General features: G+C 44.9%; 16 protein-coding genes. 14 read left to right on the top strand and 2 right to left on the bottom strand.

Going from position 1 to position 16,677, the window contains the following annotated elements; genetic code table 11:
• Window positions 1–152: 152 nt before the first annotated feature.
• Window positions 153–3,236, bottom strand: coding sequence for a ribonuclease E (gene rne / locus L9Q40_RS14475; protein ID WP_491843333.1), 3,084 nt, complete (start codon window positions 3,234–3,236; stop codon window positions 153–155).
• Window positions 3,237–3,876: 640 nt separating this feature from the next.
• On the opposite strand from rne, the gene rluC reads away from it, so the two are divergent.
• Entirely contained in the window at window positions 3,877–4,821 is a 945-nt protein-coding gene (gene rluC, locus L9Q40_RS14470; protein ID WP_498793697.1) for a 23S rRNA pseudouridine(955/2504/2580) synthase RluC, read from the top strand.
• A gap of 56 nt (window positions 4,822–4,877) precedes the next feature.
• Here the strand turns inward: rluC and L9Q40_RS14465 are convergent, their stop codons facing one another.
• Window positions 4,878–5,459, bottom strand: coding sequence for a Maf family protein (locus L9Q40_RS14465; protein ID WP_498793695.1), 582 nt, complete (start codon window positions 5,457–5,459; stop codon window positions 4,878–4,880).
• 149 nt (window positions 5,460–5,608) lie between these two features.
• Here L9Q40_RS14465 and yceD point away from each other — a divergent pair, with 149 nt between their 5' ends.
• The 13 genes from yceD to L9Q40_RS14400 all read left to right on the top strand — a co-directional run bounded on the left by yceD (window position 5,609) and on the right by L9Q40_RS14400 (window position 16,285).
• A complete protein-coding gene (gene yceD, locus L9Q40_RS14460; RefSeq protein WP_014232496.1) occupies window positions 5,609–6,133 on the top strand; it encodes a 23S rRNA accumulation protein YceD in 525 nt (174 codons plus the stop codon).
• A 59-nt stretch (window positions 6,134–6,192) separates the two neighbouring features.
• Window positions 6,193–6,363 carry a 50S ribosomal protein L32 gene (rpmF, locus tag L9Q40_RS14455; protein ID WP_014232495.1) on the top strand — a complete coding sequence of 57 codons (171 nt, stop codon included), beginning with the start codon at window positions 6,193–6,195 and terminating at the stop codon, window positions 6,361–6,363.
• A 10-nt stretch (window positions 6,364–6,373) separates the two neighbouring features.
• Window positions 6,374–7,399 carry a phosphate acyltransferase PlsX gene (gene plsX / locus L9Q40_RS14450; RefSeq protein ID WP_014232494.1) on the top strand — a complete coding sequence of 342 codons (1,026 nt, stop codon included), beginning with the start codon at window positions 6,374–6,376 and terminating at the stop codon, window positions 7,397–7,399.
• A 5-nt stretch (window positions 7,400–7,404) separates the two neighbouring features.
• Complete coding sequence (locus L9Q40_RS14445) at window positions 7,405–8,355, top strand: beta-ketoacyl-ACP synthase III (RefSeq protein ID WP_020335643.1); 951 nt, start codon at window positions 7,405–7,407, stop codon at window positions 8,353–8,355.
• Between the two features lie 76 nt (window positions 8,356–8,431).
• Window positions 8,432–9,355, top strand: coding sequence for an ACP S-malonyltransferase (gene fabD / locus L9Q40_RS14440; RefSeq protein WP_020335642.1), 924 nt, complete (start codon window positions 8,432–8,434; stop codon window positions 9,353–9,355).
• A gap of 41 nt (window positions 9,356–9,396) precedes the next feature.
• On the top strand, window positions 9,397–10,131 hold the full coding sequence (gene fabG / locus L9Q40_RS14435; RefSeq protein ID WP_065297672.1) for a 3-oxoacyl-ACP reductase FabG: 735 nt from the start codon (window positions 9,397–9,399) through the stop codon (window positions 10,129–10,131).
• A gap of 247 nt (window positions 10,132–10,378) precedes the next feature.
• Window positions 10,379–10,612, top strand: coding sequence for an acyl carrier protein (acpP, locus tag L9Q40_RS14430; protein WP_004406112.1), 234 nt, complete (start codon window positions 10,379–10,381; stop codon window positions 10,610–10,612).
• 93 nt (window positions 10,613–10,705) lie between these two features.
• Window positions 10,706–11,956, top strand: a complete 1,251-nt coding sequence (gene fabF, locus L9Q40_RS14425; protein WP_014232490.1) for a beta-ketoacyl-ACP synthase II — start codon at window positions 10,706–10,708, stop codon at window positions 11,954–11,956.
• A 125-nt stretch (window positions 11,957–12,081) separates the two neighbouring features.
• Window positions 12,082–12,897: an aminodeoxychorismate lyase gene (gene pabC / locus L9Q40_RS14420; protein ID WP_498793691.1), complete on the top strand. Its 816-nt coding sequence runs from the start codon at window positions 12,082–12,084 to the stop codon at window positions 12,895–12,897.
• On the top strand, window positions 12,894–13,910 hold the full coding sequence (gene mltG, locus L9Q40_RS14415) for an endolytic transglycosylase MltG (RefSeq protein WP_065297082.1): 1,017 nt from the start codon (window positions 12,894–12,896) through the stop codon (window positions 13,908–13,910). Before pabC ends, mltG begins: the two co-directional genes overlap by 4 nt.
• Window positions 13,907–14,539, top strand: coding sequence for a dTMP kinase (gene tmk, locus L9Q40_RS14410; RefSeq protein WP_498793689.1), 633 nt, complete (start codon window positions 13,907–13,909; stop codon window positions 14,537–14,539). Before mltG ends, tmk begins: the two co-directional genes overlap by 4 nt.
• A gap of 25 nt (window positions 14,540–14,564) precedes the next feature.
• The gene (locus tag L9Q40_RS14405; protein WP_498793687.1) at window positions 14,565–15,527 is read left to right on the top strand and encodes a DNA polymerase III subunit delta'; all 963 of its coding nucleotides are present in this window, start codon (window positions 14,565–14,567) and stop codon (window positions 15,525–15,527) included.
• Entirely contained in the window at window positions 15,518–16,285 is a 768-nt protein-coding gene (locus L9Q40_RS14400; RefSeq protein WP_330471077.1) for a TatD family hydrolase, read from the top strand. Before L9Q40_RS14405 ends, L9Q40_RS14400 begins: the two co-directional genes overlap by 10 nt.
• Window positions 16,286–16,677 lie beyond the last annotated feature (392 nt).

Genomic DNA, 16,677 nt, shown 5'->3' with positions numbered 1-16,677 from the left:
TGATTAAGTTCAAGAATGACACGTATATTGACCCACAATTGTGATCGGTCAATGATATTAAATTGAACAATGAAAGTTGATTCAACGGAAAGTAAAAAAGGCTGCCACTTGGCAGCCTTTTTAGTTGCTTTTCAGCTAATTACTAACTCAAACTAGTTGAAGTTTGGTTTAGTCATCGCTGCAGAAGCTCGGTTTTTCGCTACTTGACTACCAGCGCCTTTAGGCTGGTAGCGGTCAGCTTTAAATGGTGCCGCAGCAACTTCAATTTCACGCAGCTCTTGAGGACCCGGAGCTTTTGTCATTGGTGCACTTGCGTTTGGCTTAGCGACCGCTTTAGTCACATCCACGACAATCTCTTGAACTTCAGCAGGAGCTGGTGCTTTCACCTCTTCTACTTCTACCGTTTCAGTGGTTTCGGCAACAGTTTCAACTACTGGTTCTACAGGTTGCTCTGTTGTCGTTTCTGCCACTGGTTGAGTTACTTCAACAACAGGTGCCTTTTCTTCAACGATTGGTGTCGCAGGTGCTTGCTCAACAACAGCAGGTTCAGTAACCACTGGTTCAACAACAGGTGCTTCAACTTTAACCGCTTCTTGAGCTTTAGGCTCTGCAACGACTGGTAGCTCACGGCGAATAATCACTTTACCCATTGCCATCTCAGGACAAGCGAAACCACCTTGCATTGCCGGTACTGCAGCGACTACTGCTTCTTCCTTAACTTGCTCTTCCTTCTTAGGCGCTGGTTTTGGAATGTAACGTGGCATCACTTTACCCATTGCCATCTCTGGAGAGGCAACACCACCTTTGCGTAGGCGGAATGGGTTAGGACGACGATCGCGACCACGACGACGGCGTTGACCACTTGCACGAAGGTGACGTGGTGAACGACGATTACGACGTTGCTTTGACTCGGCTTGCTTGTTTTCTTGCTGAGTTTCTACTGCTTCTACTACTGGTTTCTCTACTGGTGCTTCAACAGATTCAGTAGCTTTAACTAGTGTTTCTTCAGCTTGCTCAGCAGCCTGCTGATCTTTAACGCGAACAGATTTGTTTAGTTTACGACGTTGGCGACGTTCTTTAACTTTTTCTGCTTTAGCGTTAGCGTTTGGCTTCGCTTTGCTGCTTTCTGGTTTTGTTTCAGAACGAGCTTCGGCTGCAAGTTGAAGGCCTTTTTCCGCTACTTTTGCATTCGCTTTTTGTTCTTGAGCATTTTCTGCTTGTTGAGCTTTAGGCTTACGCTTCTGGTTACGGTTTTGCGGTTTATTGCCGGTTGCTTGGCCAGCTGCTTGTTGCTGCTGAGTATCATTCTGCTCAGTAGCTTGCTCGTCGCGAGGCTTACGGCGGCGACGGTTATCGCGGTTATCTCGATTATCGCGGTTATCACGTTGATTACCACGACGGCGATCGTTGCGATCTCGCTTGTTACGCTTGTTGTCGCGACTAGGCTTTTTCTCTTCTTGTTGCTTAGGCTCTTCTTTTACTTCTTGAGAACCGCCGAATAAGAAGCTACCAAGCGCTTTGAATAAACGGCTAAACAGACCAGGCGAAGCTTCTTTCTTCACTTCTTCGCTTTCCTTCTTCTTCGCCACTGGTGCTGGCTTAGAAGCTGGAGCAGGTGCAGATTGTGAAGGTGCAGCAAAGCCCTTAAGTACTGGTTCTTCTAGTCGTTTAGGTTTGATGTCCGTTTCTACAGGATCTTTACCTTCTGCTTCTTTCAACGCTTCCAGTTTCTTAGGAAGTAGGTAAGAAATCAGATCAAATTCTTCGCCTTCACGGACACGAATCACTTCGAAGTGCGGTGTTTCCATATCAGAGTTAGGAACAACCGTGATTTTCACTTCTTGAATGCGTTCGATGTGGTTAACTGAACGACGCTTTTCGTTCAATAGGTAAGAGGCGATTGGCACTGGGACAACAGCCAATACTTGCGCAGTATTGTCTTTCAGTGCTTCCTCTTCGATTAGACGAAGAACAGAAAGCGCTAGAGATTCGTTGTCACGAACAACACCCGTACCACTACAACGTGGACAAATGTGGTGGCTCGCTTCTGCAAGAGAAGGGCTCAAACGTTGACGAGACATCTCCAACAAACCGAAACGAGAGATACGACCAATTTGTACGCGAGCACGGTCTAAACGAACTGCTTCACGTAGACGGTTTTCTACTTCACGCTGGTGGCGAACAGGTGTCATGTCGATAAAGTCGATAACAACCAGACCACCTAGGTCACGTAGACGTAGCTGACGAGCGATCTCATCGGCTGCTTCTAAGTTAGTGTTCAGTGCTGTCTCTTCGATATCTCCGCCTTTAGTTGCGCGAGCAGAGTTGATATCGATAGAAGTCAATGCTTCGGTTGGGTCGATAACAATTGAACCACCAGATGGCAGGCGCACTTCACGTTGGAAAGCAGATTCAATCTGACTTTCGATTTGGTAGTGGCTGAACAGTGGCACTTCGCCGTCGTATTTCTTAACTCGGTTAATAAAATCTGGGCGAACCAATTGAATGTGCGCTTTTGCACGCTCATAAATGGTGTTGCTATCGATGAGGATTTCACCAATATCACGACGTAGATAGTCACGAATTGCGCGAACAATAACGTTACTTTCCTGGTGGATCAGGAATGGAGCAGGGTTAGAGTCTGATGCATCTTTGATCGCACCCCAGTGGTTTAGTAGTACGTTCAAATCCCATTCAAGTTCTTCTGCACTCTTACCAACACCTGCGGTACGCACGATCAGACCCATACCTTGTGGCAGTTCTAATGTGCTTAATGCAGCTTTTAGTTGAGTACGCTCGTCACCTTCGATACGGCGAGAGATACCGCCAGCACGAGGGTTATTAGGCATAAGAACAAGGTAGCTACCTGCTAGAGAAATGAAAGTAGTCAGAGCTGCGCCCTTGCTACCACGTTCCTCTTTTTCCACTTGTACAATTACTTCCTGGCCTTCGGTCAGCACTTCTTTAATGCTTGGACGGCCTTGGTAGGTGTAACCTTCTGGAAAATATTCGCGGGCAATTTCTTTGAGAGGGAGGAAACCGTGACGCTCAGCTCCGTAATCAACGAATGCGGCCTCTAAGCTTGGTTCAATACGTGTGATACGTCCTTTGTAGATATTCGCTTTTTTTGATTCATGTCCTGGACTCTCGATATCAAGATCGAAAAGTCGCTGGCCATCAACCAGAGCGACACGCAACTCTTCTTTTTGAGTTGCGTTAATTAACATTCTTTTCATTGAAAATTCTCGTTGTCTTTTCTTTTATATCTTTCTTGTCGACTTGCCACTGTTTGGTCGCTTTTCCACGGTGCCTGATCCCATGACTTATATTTTGCAGCCTCCCGGCTGGAAGGGGATGCTCTAGGGCACTTCAGTTATCACAAATCTCTTTAGGTTTCTGTCGGAAACGCAGACTTGTGACCCGCTATTAGGGCGGTAGGTACTCAACGTGAATATGCGAGGAGTAGGGTGGCAAGTGTGTTGAATTCAACGTGTCTTACGCCAATTGCAGCACCTGACTTTCAACGTTCTACTCACACTGCTTGAGGAGTAATGAATGGTAGTGAATAAAATGTAACCAAACCTTCCTTAGCAGCTGTGAACTATAGCAGTGCACGTCGCTATCAGCAATCTGCTTTGGTGCAAACGATAGAAAAATTGCCACAAAATTCAAATTTTGTAATTTATAACTGGCTGTTTCCTAAACAATTGAATCGTGTAAAGTGATGAAGACACAAAACAAACCTAAATCTTGACAGAGAGTTTTAATAATTTAAACAAAAGCTTGGGCGATTTCAGACCAGTCTGCGCTGGCAAGTGTTTCTTTTGCAGAAAGAATAATGTGAAGTCACGAGTATTTGCGTTTACAATAGCGCGCATGAGCGAAATAAGAACTAAAGTCCAGTTTGTCGACATCGATGAAGACATGGCGGGTCAGCGCATTGATAACTTTTTGCGCAACCAATTAAAAGACATTCCGAAAAGCATGATTTATAGAATCGTGCGAAAGGGAGAGGTACGCGTTAATAAAAAGCGTATTAAAGCAGAGTACAAACTAAAAGCGGGCGATCTGGTTCGTATTCCTCCGGTTACTATGGAGAAGAAAGAAGACGACGTAGCGCCGAGCACGAAACTTAATCGCGTTGCTGAGCTTGAAGATATGATCATTTTTGAAGATGACCATATGCTTATTCTCAACAAACCATCCGGGACAGCGGTTCATGGCGGTAGTGGTTTGAAGTTTGGTGCGATAGAAGCGCTGCGTGCTTTACGTCCTGACGCACGTTTTCTTGAGCTTGTGCATCGTATTGACCGTGATACCTCTGGTATTTTACTTGTGGCTAAAAAGCGTTCAGCGCTTCGCCACCTGCAAGCACAGTTCCGCGCAAAAACAGTGAAGAAGTTATACTTTGCACTGGTGATGGGGCAGTGGAAAAGCAGTTGCAAAGTGGTTAACGCGCCATTGTTGAAAAATGAAGTAAACAGCATCGTTCGTGTTAATCCAAACGGTAAGCCATCTGAGACACGCTTTAAGATCTTGGAGAAGTTTGAACAGGCGACCTTGATTCAAGCGAGCCCGATCACCGGGCGTACACACCAAATTCGTGTTCATACACAGTACACCGGGCACCCAATCGCTTGGGATGACCGTTATGGTGACCGCCGTTTTGATGCTTACACAGGTCAGTATGGTCTGGATAGGTTGTTCCTTCATGCGGCGAATATTAAGTTCCAGCACCCTTCAAATGATGAATGGATGGAAATTAATGCGAAGATGGAACCTAAGTTAGAGAAAGTGCTGGCTGGTTTAAGAAAAGCTTAACGGTATTTTTCTCGCTTAAACTAAGGGAGCCATTGGCTCCCTTAGTTCTATTTGAGTTAAAGGACATCAAACCCTTGAACACGCAACATATCAATCAAGTCAATGAGTGGTAGCCCGACAAGCGTGTTCGGGTCTTTCCCTACAAGCTTGTTGAACAAGCAAATCCCCATTCCTTCACTTTTGAAACTGCCTGCGCAGTAAAATGGCTCTTCTCTGTCTACATATCGTTCGATTTGTTCACGAGTTAAATCCCGGAAGTGAACTTCGAAAGTATCGTAACCAACCTCGGTATGGTTAGTCGCAGTATTATGTACGGCAAGGCCAGTATAAAAAGCAATCACGTTTCCACTTTGCGCAAGTAGCTGCTCGATGGCATTTTCACGATTGAGTGGTTTCCCAACGATCTTATCGTTAATCACACAAACTTGATCGCTACCGACGATTAGGCTTGGTTGATCTGTTTTACAAGACGTCGCTTTATTCGCGGCTAACCGCATCACAAGTTCTACAGGTTTTTCGTCGTCTAACGGAGTTTCATCGCAATCAGGTGACAGGCAAATAAACGGTACTGAGAGTTTTTCCATCAGTTGTCGGCGAAAAGGGGAAGTTGAGGCTAAAACCAGTTGGTAATTTTTCATTTTGAATTACAATTTGCAGGAGCATTTCCGATAGGATAATCGATCAAAAATGATTCTGGCTAATGCTCTGTATGTTAAGCGTAAAAAAGTACAACTTTTTTGCCTTTTTCTTTGACTAATTTTGATTTGGAAGATAAGATTCGCGCCCTATGCAAAAGGTAAAAATACCGCGAACGGTTGATCCGGCGAAGGCGGCACAGAAACGATTGGATTACGATGGCATCATCCAAGCTAGTCTTTTCAAACGCTTAGCGGAAGCAACTGAAGGCGTAAAACGCGACGCAGAAGTCTCATTGTCATTTGAGATAGATGAACAGCGACTTGTTGTTATCTCTGGTAAAGCTAACATCGAAGTCGAATTAGAGTGTCAGCGTTGTAATGAGGTATTCACACATCAGTGTGAAGTTGAATTCCTTTACACTCCTTACTACGGTGAGAAGACAGAAGAGGAAGCACCGGAAATTTATGATTTGGTAGATCTAAATGAGTACGGTGAATTAGACCTTATACAACTGGTTGAAGACGAGTTCATCTTAGCATTACCTCAAATTGCGATGCACGATGAAGCGGATTGTAGCGTTGATTCAAATAACATGGTTTTTGGTGAGCTTCCTGAAGAAATTGAGGAAAAGAAACCGAATCCATTCGACGTTTTGAAAAGTCTGAAAAAGTAATAGGTGTGGTAGCCGATTCTTCTTCAGGTTTTTAACCCAATAGTATAGGAGTAGGGTCAATGGCCGTACAGAAAAACCGTAAAACTCGTTCTAAGCGCGGTATGCGTCGTTCACACGATGCGCTAACTACAGCTGCTCTATCTGTAGACGCGACTTCTGGTGAAACTCACCTACGCCACAACGTAACTGCTGAAGGTTACTACCGTGGCAAGAAGGTTATCAACAAGTAAGGTTGAACCTTTGCAAACTATTACCGTTGCACTTGATGCAATGGGCGGGGATTTCGGTCCTCGCGTAACAGTGCCTGCCGCCGTGCAGGCACTGTCTCATTTCCCAGAGCTAAAAGTGATCCTTATTGGTGATCAATCCTCGATCACGTCTGAATTATCTCAATTAGGTGCTTCTACCCAATCTCGTTTGACTATTCTCCATACGGAGAAAGTAATTTCTAACTCAGAAAAGCCCTCTTTAGCACTACGCAATAGCCAAAATAGCTCGATGCGTAAAGCCATCGATCTTGTTTCCGAGCAAAAAGCCGATGCTTGTGTCAGTGGTGGTAACACTGGTGCATTGATGGCGCTGTCACGTTTTATTCTCAAATTGCTACCTGGCATTGATCGTCCTGCTTTAGTGTCTGCATTGCCAACAATCAGCGGAAAGCGCACTTGGATGTTGGATCTGGGAGCGAATGTATCTTGCGATGCCGATAGCCTGTTCCAGTTTGCCGTGATGGGCAGCGCGTTGGCTGAACAGCACCTGGGTCATCCCGCTCGCGTAGCGGTTCTCAATATCGGTGCAGAAGAGATAAAAGGGAATGATCTCGTTAAGCGCTGTGCAGAAATGCTTTCTCAAACCGACGCAATTAATTTTGTTGGTTATATTGAAGGTAATCAAATATTGCATGACGTTGCCGATGTCATCGTTTGTGATGGGTTTGTTGGTAACGTATGCTTAAAGGCCAGCGAGGGAACAGCACAACTTTTTATCGAAAAAATTAAAACCAGTATGATGGCGTCTACGATAAAGGGTTGGATTGCTAGAAAGTTGTTTTCTCGGCTATTTAATGAACTAAAAACACTGAACCCCGACCAGTATAACGGCGCAAGTTTGCTAGGATTGCGCGGCATTGTCATTAAAAGCCATGGAAGTGCTGATGTATCTGCAATTGTCAATGCACTTGGAGAGGCAGTACACGAGGTCAAACGACAAGTACCAGGCCGTATTAGCGATCGTTTGGAAGCGGTTTTACTCGAGAGGCATTATTAGTCTTCATGTATAGCAAAATTTTAGGTACTGGCAGCTACCTGCCATCTCAGGTGCGTACTAACGCAGATCTAGAGAAAATGGTAGATACAAGTGATGAGTGGATTGTTGCTCGCACGGGTATTAAAGAGCGTCGAATCGCAGCAGAAGATGAAACTGTCGCTGACATGGCATTCTACGCAGCTGAAAACGCTATCGATATGGCAGGTATAGATAAGAACGACATCGATCTTATCATTGTAGCTACTACCAGCAGTAGCCATACTTTCCCTTCATCTGCGTGTCAGGTGCAGGGAAAGCTTGGCATTAAAGGATGTCCGGCTTTTGACTTAGCCGCTGCTTGTTCTGGCTTTGTTTATGCTCTATCTGTAGCTGACCAGCACATCAAAACAGGTATGTGTAAAAACGTATTGGTGATTGGTGCAGACGCATTGTCAAAAACATGTGACCCGACTGACCGTTCAACCATTATTCTGTTTGGTGACGGCGCGGGTGCCGTTGTTGTTGGAGCAAGTGAAGAACCTGGCATCATCTCTACTCACATATACTCGGATGGTCAATTCGGTGAGCTATTGAGCTTACCAGTGCCTGAGCGTGGTAAAGATGCTGACAAATGGCTTCACATGGCTGGCAACGAAGTATTCAAGGTTGCAGTAACTCAATTGTCTAAATTGGTTAAAGACACACTTGAAGCCAACAACATGCACAAGTCTGAGCTAGACTGGCTAGTACCGCACCAAGCGAACTACCGAATTATCTCAGCGACAGCTAAGAAACTATCAATGTCTTTGGATCAAGTGGTATTGACCTTAGACAAGCATGGTAATACATCGGCAGCGACCGTTCCGACAGCGTTGGATGAAGCGGTGCGCGATGGCCGCATCAAGCGTGGACAAACTTTGCTACTAGAGGCATTTGGTGGCGGTTTCACTTGGGGCTCTGCTCTGGTGAAGTTCTAAGTTTCACGAGTATTCAAAATTTAAGGTGCACTTAAGTGCATCTTATTTCTTTTTACATTGCTTAAAGGAAAACAACATGAGCAAGTTTGCTATCGTATTTCCAGGCCAAGGTTCTCAAGCAGTAGGTATGCTGGCTGAGCTTGGCGAACAATATGACGTAGTAAAACAAACATTTGCAGAAGCATCTGACGCACTAGGTTACGATCTATGGGCGCTTGTTCAAAATGGCCCTGCTGAAGATCTCAACCAAACGTTCCGTACACAGCCTGCATTGTTAGCGTCGTCTGTGGCTATTTGGCGTGTATGGCAAGAACTTGGTCTTGAGCAACCTGCAAACCTAGCAGGTCACAGCTTGGGTGAGTATTCAGCACTAGTATGTGCAGGTGTGATTGATTTTAAAGAAGCAATCAAACTGGTTGAGCTTCGTGGTCAGCTAATGCAAGAAGCCGTACCTGCAGGCACTGGCGCAATGTACGCAATCATTGGCCTAGATGATGAATCTATCGCAAAAGCGTGTGAAGAAGCAGCGCAAGGCGAAGTGGTATCTCCGGTAAACTTCAACTCTCCTGGTCAAGTTGTTATCGCTGGTAGCAAAGACGCAGTAGAGCGTGCTGGTGCATTATGTAAAGAAGCTGGTGCGAAGCGTGCGCTTCCTCTTCCTGTTTCAGTGCCTTCTCACTGTGCTCTAATGAAACCTGCGGCAGAAAAACTGGCTGTTGCTCTAGAGTCTATTGAGTTTAATGCGCCACAGCTTCCAGTGATCAACAACGTTGATGTGGCGGCTGAAACTGATCCGGCAAAAATTAAAGACGCGCTTGTTCGCCAGCTACATAGCCCAGTTCGTTGGACTGAGAGCGTACAGCTGATGAGTGAGCAAGGCGTAGAGAATCTTCTTGAGCTTGGTCCTGGCAAAGTGCTGACAGGTCTAACAAAACGTATCGTGAAGACACTAAGTGCAGCGGCGGTTAACGACGTAGCGTCGTTAGAAGCGGCTAAATAATTTAGCGTTAAGACACGATAACAAAAGGAAAACACAACATGATGAATCTAGAAGGTAAGATCGCTCTAGTGACTGGCGCAAGCCGTGGCATTGGCCGTGCGATTGCTGAACTTCTTGTTGAACGTGGTGCAACAGTTATTGGTACTGCGACGTCTGAAAGTGGCGCAGCTGCTATCAGCGAATACCTAGGCGAAAACGGTAAAGGTTTGACTCTTAACGTTACTGACGTTGAGTCTATCGAAGCCACACTAAAAACCATCAATGATGAGTTTGGTGTGATCGATATTCTAGTAAACAACGCTGGTATCACTCGTGATAACCTACTAATGCGTATGAAAGATGATGAGTGGAATGACATCATCGATACTAACCTGACACCAATTTTCCGTATGTCTAAAGCGGTATTGCGTGGCATGATGAAAAAGCGTGCGGGTCGTATAATCAACGTAGGCTCTGTAGTGGGTACTATGGGTAATGCAGGCCAAGCAAACTACGCAGCAGCAAAAGCAGGTGTGATCGGTTTCACTAAATCGATGGCTCGTGAAGTTGCTTCTCGTGGTGTAACAGTAAACACTGTTGCTCCAGGTTTCATCGAAACTGACATGACTAAGGCATTAAATGACGAGCAACGTGCGGCAACTTTGTCTAACGTTCCTGCAGGTCGTTTGGGTGATCCTCGCGAAATTGCATCAGCAGTAGCTTTCCTTGCTTCACCTGAAGCAGCGTACATTACTGGTGAAACTTTGCATGTAAATGGTGGCATGTACATGGTTTAATACGACAGTTTCGGCAAAATAAGCTATTTTACATTGTGAAGAATAGCTTATAGTTGCACTTTACTGTCATGAACTTGTCATGCTTATGCGCAAGATTTGTGCATGATTTAAGTCAAAAATGTATTGAAATTCGGTTAAATTCGCTAATTTTGTGGTTTGACCAGCAAGGACCCCCTTGCAACTTTCAATAGTTCGAATAAACTACGGAATCATCGCATTAGGCGAAATCTGTAAAGGAAAAGAAAAAATGAGCAACATCGAAGAACGCGTAAAGAAAATCATTGTTGAACAGCTAGGTGTAGACGAAGCAGAAGTTAAAAACGAAGCTTCTTTCGTTGACGATCTAGGTGCTGATTCTCTAGACACTGTAGAACTAGTTATGGCTCTAGAAGAGGAATTCGACACTGAGATTCCTGACGAAGAAGCTGAGAAGATCACTACTGTTCAAGCTGCAATCGACTACGTAAACAGCGCTCAGTAATTATCTCTCCCAGGCGGTCTCCTAGACCGCCTGTGTTCTTTCTAACTTCTTCTATCCTCTCATAGAAATATTCAATTCCCGGAGAATTATATCGTGTCCAAGCGTCGTGTAGTTGTCACTGGCATGGGTATGTTGTCACCGGTAGGCAACACAGTAGAATCATCTTGGAAAGCCCTGCTAGAAGGTCAAAGTGGTATTGTGAATATCGAGCACTTTGATGCTACGAACTTCTCAACTCGTTTTGCAGGTCTTGTGAAAGATTTCGATTGCACAGAGTACATGTCTAAGAAAGATGCTCGTAAAATGGATTTGTTTATCCAGTACGGCGTCGCAGCAGGTATGCAAGCAATTGATGACTCTGGCTTACAAATTACCGAAGAAAACGCGGCTCGAGTTGGTGTTGCCATCGGCTCAGGTATTGGTGGTCTGGAACTGATTGAATCAGGTCACACTGCGTTAGTAGACAAAGGCCCTCGCAAAGTTAGCCCATTTTTTGTTCCTTCGACCATCGTAAACATGGTTGCAGGTAACCTATCTATCATGCGTGGTCTTCGTGGTCCAAACATCGCGATTTCTACTGCATGTACTACTGGTCTGCATAACATCGGCCATGCTGCTCGCATGATCGCTTATGGCGATGCTGATGCTATGGTTGCTGGTGGTTCTGAAAAAGCGTCAACTCCGTTAGGTATGGCAGGCTTTGGTGCTGCTAAAGCGCTATCTACTCGTAACGACGAACCTCAAAAAGCTTCTCGTCCATGGGACAAAGGCCGTGATGGTTTCGTACTTGGTGACGGCGCTGGCATTATGGTACTTGAAGAGTACGAACATGCTAAGGCTCGTGGTGCTAAGATCTACGCAGAGCTAGTTGGCTTTGGTATGTCGGGCGATGCTTACCACATGACCTCTCCAAGTGAAGATGGTTCAGGTGGTGCATTGGCGATGGAAGCTGCAATGCGCGATGCTAAAATCGAAGGTACACAGGTGGGTTACGTAAACGCACATGGTACTTCGACTCCTGCTGGTGATGTGGCTGAAATCAAGGGTGTGAAACGCGCTCTTGGTGAAGAAGGCGCTAAGCAAGTTCTAGTCTCTTCGACGAAGTCTATGACAGGTCACCTACTGGGTGCTGCTGGCTCTGTAGAAGCAATCATCACGGTTATGTCTTTGGTTGATCAAATTGTTCCTCCAACCATTAACCTGGATGACCCTGAAGAAGGCCTGGATATCGACCTTGTTCCGCACACAGCGCGCAAAGTTGAAGGTATGGAATACGCAATTTGTAACTCGTTTGGCTTCGGCGGTACAAACGGTTCTTTGGTATTCAAAAAGTTCGCTGAGTAACATTTGTTTTCAGAGTAACACTGTCTAACTCAATTTAGATAAGTGGAACTTGTATTCTAACGGCTCGATGCTTAGCATTGAGCCGTTTTGTTTTATTTGATAGCCACAAATTTTAAGGTAGCCGAATGTTTTGGGTAAATGGAATTCCACAAACACATGTCTCATTAAGCGATCGTTCCTTTCAATATGGTGATGGGTGCTTCTCGACAATCCTGACTAAGAAGGGACAGTTGGTATATTGGCCTGAGCATGTTGCGAGGATGGAAGCCTGTCTCAAAGCGTTACACATTCCTTTCCCCGATTGGCAAGTCGTTTTTGAATGGGCCACTAATGCGGCTTTGTCAGATGATTATGCAGGCGTGAAAATTCATATCAGTCGTGGTATGGGTGGACGCGGATACAGCCCGTATGGCATTGAAGGGCCAACCGTGACCATTTCTAATTTTCCTTTCCCTGGTCATTACGCTGCCTGGCAATCAAATGGTGTAAGCCTTGGCGTGTGTGAAACTCGCTTAGGTATTCAGCCGCTACTTGCTGGTCACAAGCACAATAACCGCTTAGAACAGGTGCTCGCGAAATCTGAAATTGACGGGACCGAGTTTGCCGATGCAGTAACGTTAAATGTGCAAAATCATGTCATTGAAACTACAATGGCCAACCTTTTTTGGGTTAAAGATAATAATGTTTATACGCCTGATTTAACTTTGTCTGGTGTTGCCGGTGTCATGCGTCGTAAGGTGCTTGAATTTTGCTCGGCGAATAGCATCAATGTGAAGGTAGGCGCCTTCTGTCTTTCTGATGTGCTCAATGCCGACGAAGTCTGGATGTGTAACTCATTATTAGGTGTGGCTCCTGTAACGAGCATTACAACACAAAATAAGAAAAACGTATTTCCGATTGGAAAACTGACTCAACGACTGCAAGGGAAGTTAACTACGTGATTAAAAAACTATTGGCTGTTGTTGTACTGATTGCTTTGATTGGTGCAGCAGGTGTTTTTTACGTTGTTTCACAGGCGAAGCAATACGTAAATAAGCCAATTCTACTTGAGCAACCACAGCTATTTACGGTAGAAAATGGTACAAGCTTTAACCAAATAATACGTAACTTGGTGAAAGCAGAAGTTATCGAGTCTTCTGAATATACTCGTTTTATTCCGCGTCTTTATCCGGAACTGTTACAAGTTAGGGCAGGGACGTATCAACTCGAGCCTAACATGTCGCTTTATCAAGCGTTAGAGCACCTCAACACAGGCAAAGAATATCAGTTCGCGATTACTTTTGTAGAAGGCAGCCGCTTTTCTGAATGGTTGGCCTTGCTAAAAGAAGCGCCTTACGTAGAGCATGATTTGACGGCACTCTCTGAAAAGGAGATGGCGGCTAAGCTGGGTATAGAACGTGAGAAGCTAGAAGGGCTCTTCCTAGCAGAAACATACCATTACACTGCTGGTACCACAGAAAGCCAGCTACTAAAGCGTGCGCATCAGAAATTAAATAGCATACTTGATGCTCAATGGGCGTCACGTCAGGAAAAACTGCCTCTTGAAGATAAATACCAAGCTTTGATTTTGGCTTCAATTATCGAAAAAGAGACCGCGATTGATTCAGAGCGTGAGCGTGTTGCATCGGTGTTTGTTAACCGTTTGAACAAGCGTATGCGTTTGCAAACGGATCCGACAGTGATTTACGGAATGGGCGATGAGTATGACGGCAATATTCGTAAAAAAGATCTGCGCACGCCAACTCCATACAATACGTATGTCATTAGTGGGTTGCCGCCAACGCCAATTGCCATGGCAGGAGAAGCGTCAATTGTTGCGGCGTTGAACCCTGAAGAGAGCGCCTACTTATACTTTGTCGCAAGCGGAAAGGGCGGACATGTGTTCAGCAAATCCCTTGCTGAGCATAATCGTGCCGTAAGAGCCTATTTAAGAGAACTAAGAAAGAATAAATGATGAAAGCGAATTTTATTGTCATAGAGGGCCTGGAAGGCGCGGGTAAAAGTACTGCGATTCAAACTGTGTTAGATACTCTTAAAACTGCAGGTATCGAAAATATTGTCAATACTCGTGAACCCGGTGGCACACAGCTCGCAGAGAAGATGCGTGCGCTAGTCAAAGAAGAACACGAGGGTGAAGAGCTTCAGGATATGACGGAATTGCTGCTGCTTTACGCAGCACGTGTTCAGCTTGTAGAGAACGTCATCAAGCCAGCTCTAGCTAACGGGCAGTGGGTCGTGGGTGACCGTCATGATATGTCTTCTCAGGCGTATCAGGGTGGGGGTCGTCAGATCGATGCATCACTTATGAAAAACCTTCGTGACACGACTCTTGGTGATTTTAAACCGGCTCTGACGCTTTATATGGATATCGACCCTCGAGTTGGTCTGGAACGTGCTCGTGGTCGCGGTGAGCTTGACCGTATTGAGAAGATGGACATCAGCTTCTTTGAGCGCACACGTGAACGTTACTTGGATATTGCCAATAGTGATCCATCGGTGGTTGTGATCAATGCTGAGCAGTCGATTGAGAAAGTGTCTCATGATATTCAAGAGGCGTTGAATGAGTGGTTATCGCGTCAATAAGCGCGAACGAGGATTTAAATGACTCATGTTTAATGATTTTCCATGGCTCAACCCTATTTGGGATAATCTAAAAGCGGGTTTAGACTCAGACCGAATTCCCGGCGCTTTGTTGATACAAAGTGAGCGTGGTTTGGCCGTTGAACAACTCGTTGAGCGTTTTAGTCACGCGCTTCTGTGTCAGAACTACAGTAGCGAAGCTTGTGGCTTTTGCCATAGCTGTCAGCTTGTTCAATCGCAAAGTCATCCAGACTTGCACTGGGTTAAACCAGAGAAAGAGGGTAAAGCAATAACGGTTGATCAGATCCGTGCTTGTAATCGTCTTGCGCATGAGTCATCACAACTCAACGGCTATCGTTTATTTGTTATTGAACCTGCGGACATGATGAATGAGTCGGCGTCTAATGCGTTGTTAAAGACGCTTGAAGAGCCAGGAGAGAAGTGCTTGTTCTTGCTTGTCACGCATAATCAAGAGCGCTTACTTCCGACGATACGTAGCCGCTGTCAGCATTGGGTCGTTACCCCCCCGTCGACTGAGCAAGCCATGCAGTGGCTAAGAAAAAACGGAGCATCCGATTTTCCTGCTTATGCGTTGAAGCTTAATATGGGGTCACCAATAAAAATGCTAGCGGCAAAAAGTAGTGGTGAATTGGATGAGTATTTGACATTCGAACACGACTTCATCGAAGCGATGACATCTGTTGTTGCAGACTTATCAAGATGCGCGTCTTACATGGCGAAGAATCCTGACAACGCCATAAACTGGGCCTGGTATTTGCTCACAGATGCTCAAAAGCTTCAATTTGGTGTTTCCGAAAGCGATCTTTTACCGGGAGCTCACCAGCTTCAGCAAACAAACTACAACGGTTTATATTCATCAGCGAACAAGCTGATGGAACTCAAGGCTCAACTGCAAGCATTTCCGGGCTTAAACGTTGAGCTATTATCTATGAATTGGTTAATTGAATCACGAGAGGCATTATGTTCGTAGATTCGCATTGTCATTTAGACAAATTGAATTACGACGATCTCCACACTAGCGTGGAAGACGTTATTAACAAGGCCAAACAGGCTAATGTGACAGAGTTACTCTCTGTAGGGGTGACTCTTGACTCGTTTCCTAACATGTTGGAAATGATTACGCCACACGAGAATGTTTACGCTTCTTGCGGCGTTCACCCTCTGGATGTAGAAAGTGCATTTTCTCTGGATACACTTCACCAGCACGCTTCACACAATAAGGTGGTGGCGATTGGTGAAACGGGTTTGGACTATCATTACAAGCCAGAAACGGCGGCGTTACAAAAAGAACGTTTTGAGCAGCATGTTGAACTTGCGGTTGAACTTAATAAGCCTCTGATTATCCACACGAGAAACGCTCGTGCAGATACATTAGATATTCTGCGCAACGGTGGAGCAGAGAAGTGTGGTGGAGTGATTCACTGCTTTACGGAAGATCTCGCTTTTGCTGAAGCCGCGTTAGATTTAGGCTTTTACATCTCTATTTCAGGGATCGTCACTTTCCGTCAAGCAACGGAACTCAAAGAAGTGGTGAAGACACTTCCTTTGGACAAGCTACTTATTGAAACTGACTCACCTTATTTAGCGCCCGTTCCTCATCGAGGAAAAGAGAATCAGCCAGCCTATGTTGTCGAGGTGGCAGCTTACATCGCGCAGCTTAAAGGGGCTTCTCTTTCAGAGGTTGCACAAAAAACTACCGAAAACTTCAGAAATCTTTTTTTACGATAGATATAAAGATTTTGATAAAAAAGGGGCCATTGCCCCTTTTTTTTATATCAAATTACCGTCTTATATATATAAACCCGATGAGTTAACTGATTTTGTTGGTTTTGTGGTGTCAAATTAATCTGGCTTTATTTTGTGATAAAAAGTAACAATGATGGCTATTTTATTTACTCTTTAAAATTAATGTTGTTAATTAAAAAATTTATACAAATCAGTATCTTATTTACGATGTAATGCATTGCTTAGTGGCTTTTGGACTGTGATCTGCATATTACTTTGAAACTAATCTCAAGCATCCGCTAGAAACCGGTACCAGTTACGAGATATATTTAGAGCCGGAAAATATATCGCGTCCGCGGTTATATATTCCATAGAGGCTAGCATTCAGGCTGCGG

Origin of the sequence: Allocatenococcus thiocycli (genome assembly GCF_921292965.1) — a bacterium.
Lineage (GTDB): Bacteria > Pseudomonadota > Gammaproteobacteria > Enterobacterales > Vibrionaceae > Vibrio > Vibrio natriegens.
This window is presented reverse-complemented; position numbering and strand designations above follow the sequence as displayed.

Excerpts from the sequence above, each read along its gene's own strand:
- rne (WP_491843333.1), bottom strand. The coding sequence starts at position 3,236 with ATGAAAAGAATGTTAATTAACGCAACTCAAAAAGAAGAGTTGCGTGTC.
- rluC (WP_498793697.1), top strand. The coding sequence starts at position 3,877 with ATGAGCGAAATAAGAACTAAAGTCCAGTTTGTCGACATCGATGAAGAC.
- L9Q40_RS14465 (WP_498793695.1), bottom strand. The coding sequence starts at position 5,459 with ATGAAAAATTACCAACTGGTTTTAGCCTCAACTTCCCCTTTTCGCCGA.
- yceD (WP_014232496.1), top strand. The coding sequence starts at position 5,609 with ATGCAAAAGGTAAAAATACCGCGAACGGTTGATCCGGCGAAGGCGGCA.
- rpmF (WP_014232495.1), top strand. The coding sequence starts at position 6,193 with ATGGCCGTACAGAAAAACCGTAAAACTCGTTCTAAGCGCGGTATGCGT.
- L9Q40_RS14445 (WP_020335643.1), top strand. The coding sequence starts at position 7,405 with ATGTATAGCAAAATTTTAGGTACTGGCAGCTACCTGCCATCTCAGGTG.
- fabD (WP_020335642.1), top strand. The coding sequence starts at position 8,432 with ATGAGCAAGTTTGCTATCGTATTTCCAGGCCAAGGTTCTCAAGCAGTA.
- fabG (WP_065297672.1), top strand. The coding sequence starts at position 9,397 with ATGAATCTAGAAGGTAAGATCGCTCTAGTGACTGGCGCAAGCCGTGGC.
- acpP (WP_004406112.1), top strand. The coding sequence starts at position 10,379 with ATGAGCAACATCGAAGAACGCGTAAAGAAAATCATTGTTGAACAGCTA.
- pabC (WP_498793691.1), top strand. The coding sequence starts at position 12,082 with ATGTTTTGGGTAAATGGAATTCCACAAACACATGTCTCATTAAGCGAT.
- tmk (WP_498793689.1), top strand. The coding sequence starts at position 13,907 with ATGATGAAAGCGAATTTTATTGTCATAGAGGGCCTGGAAGGCGCGGGT.
- L9Q40_RS14405 (WP_498793687.1), top strand. The coding sequence starts at position 14,565 with ATGTTTAATGATTTTCCATGGCTCAACCCTATTTGGGATAATCTAAAA.
- L9Q40_RS14400 (WP_330471077.1), top strand. The coding sequence starts at position 15,518 with ATGTTCGTAGATTCGCATTGTCATTTAGACAAATTGAATTACGACGAT.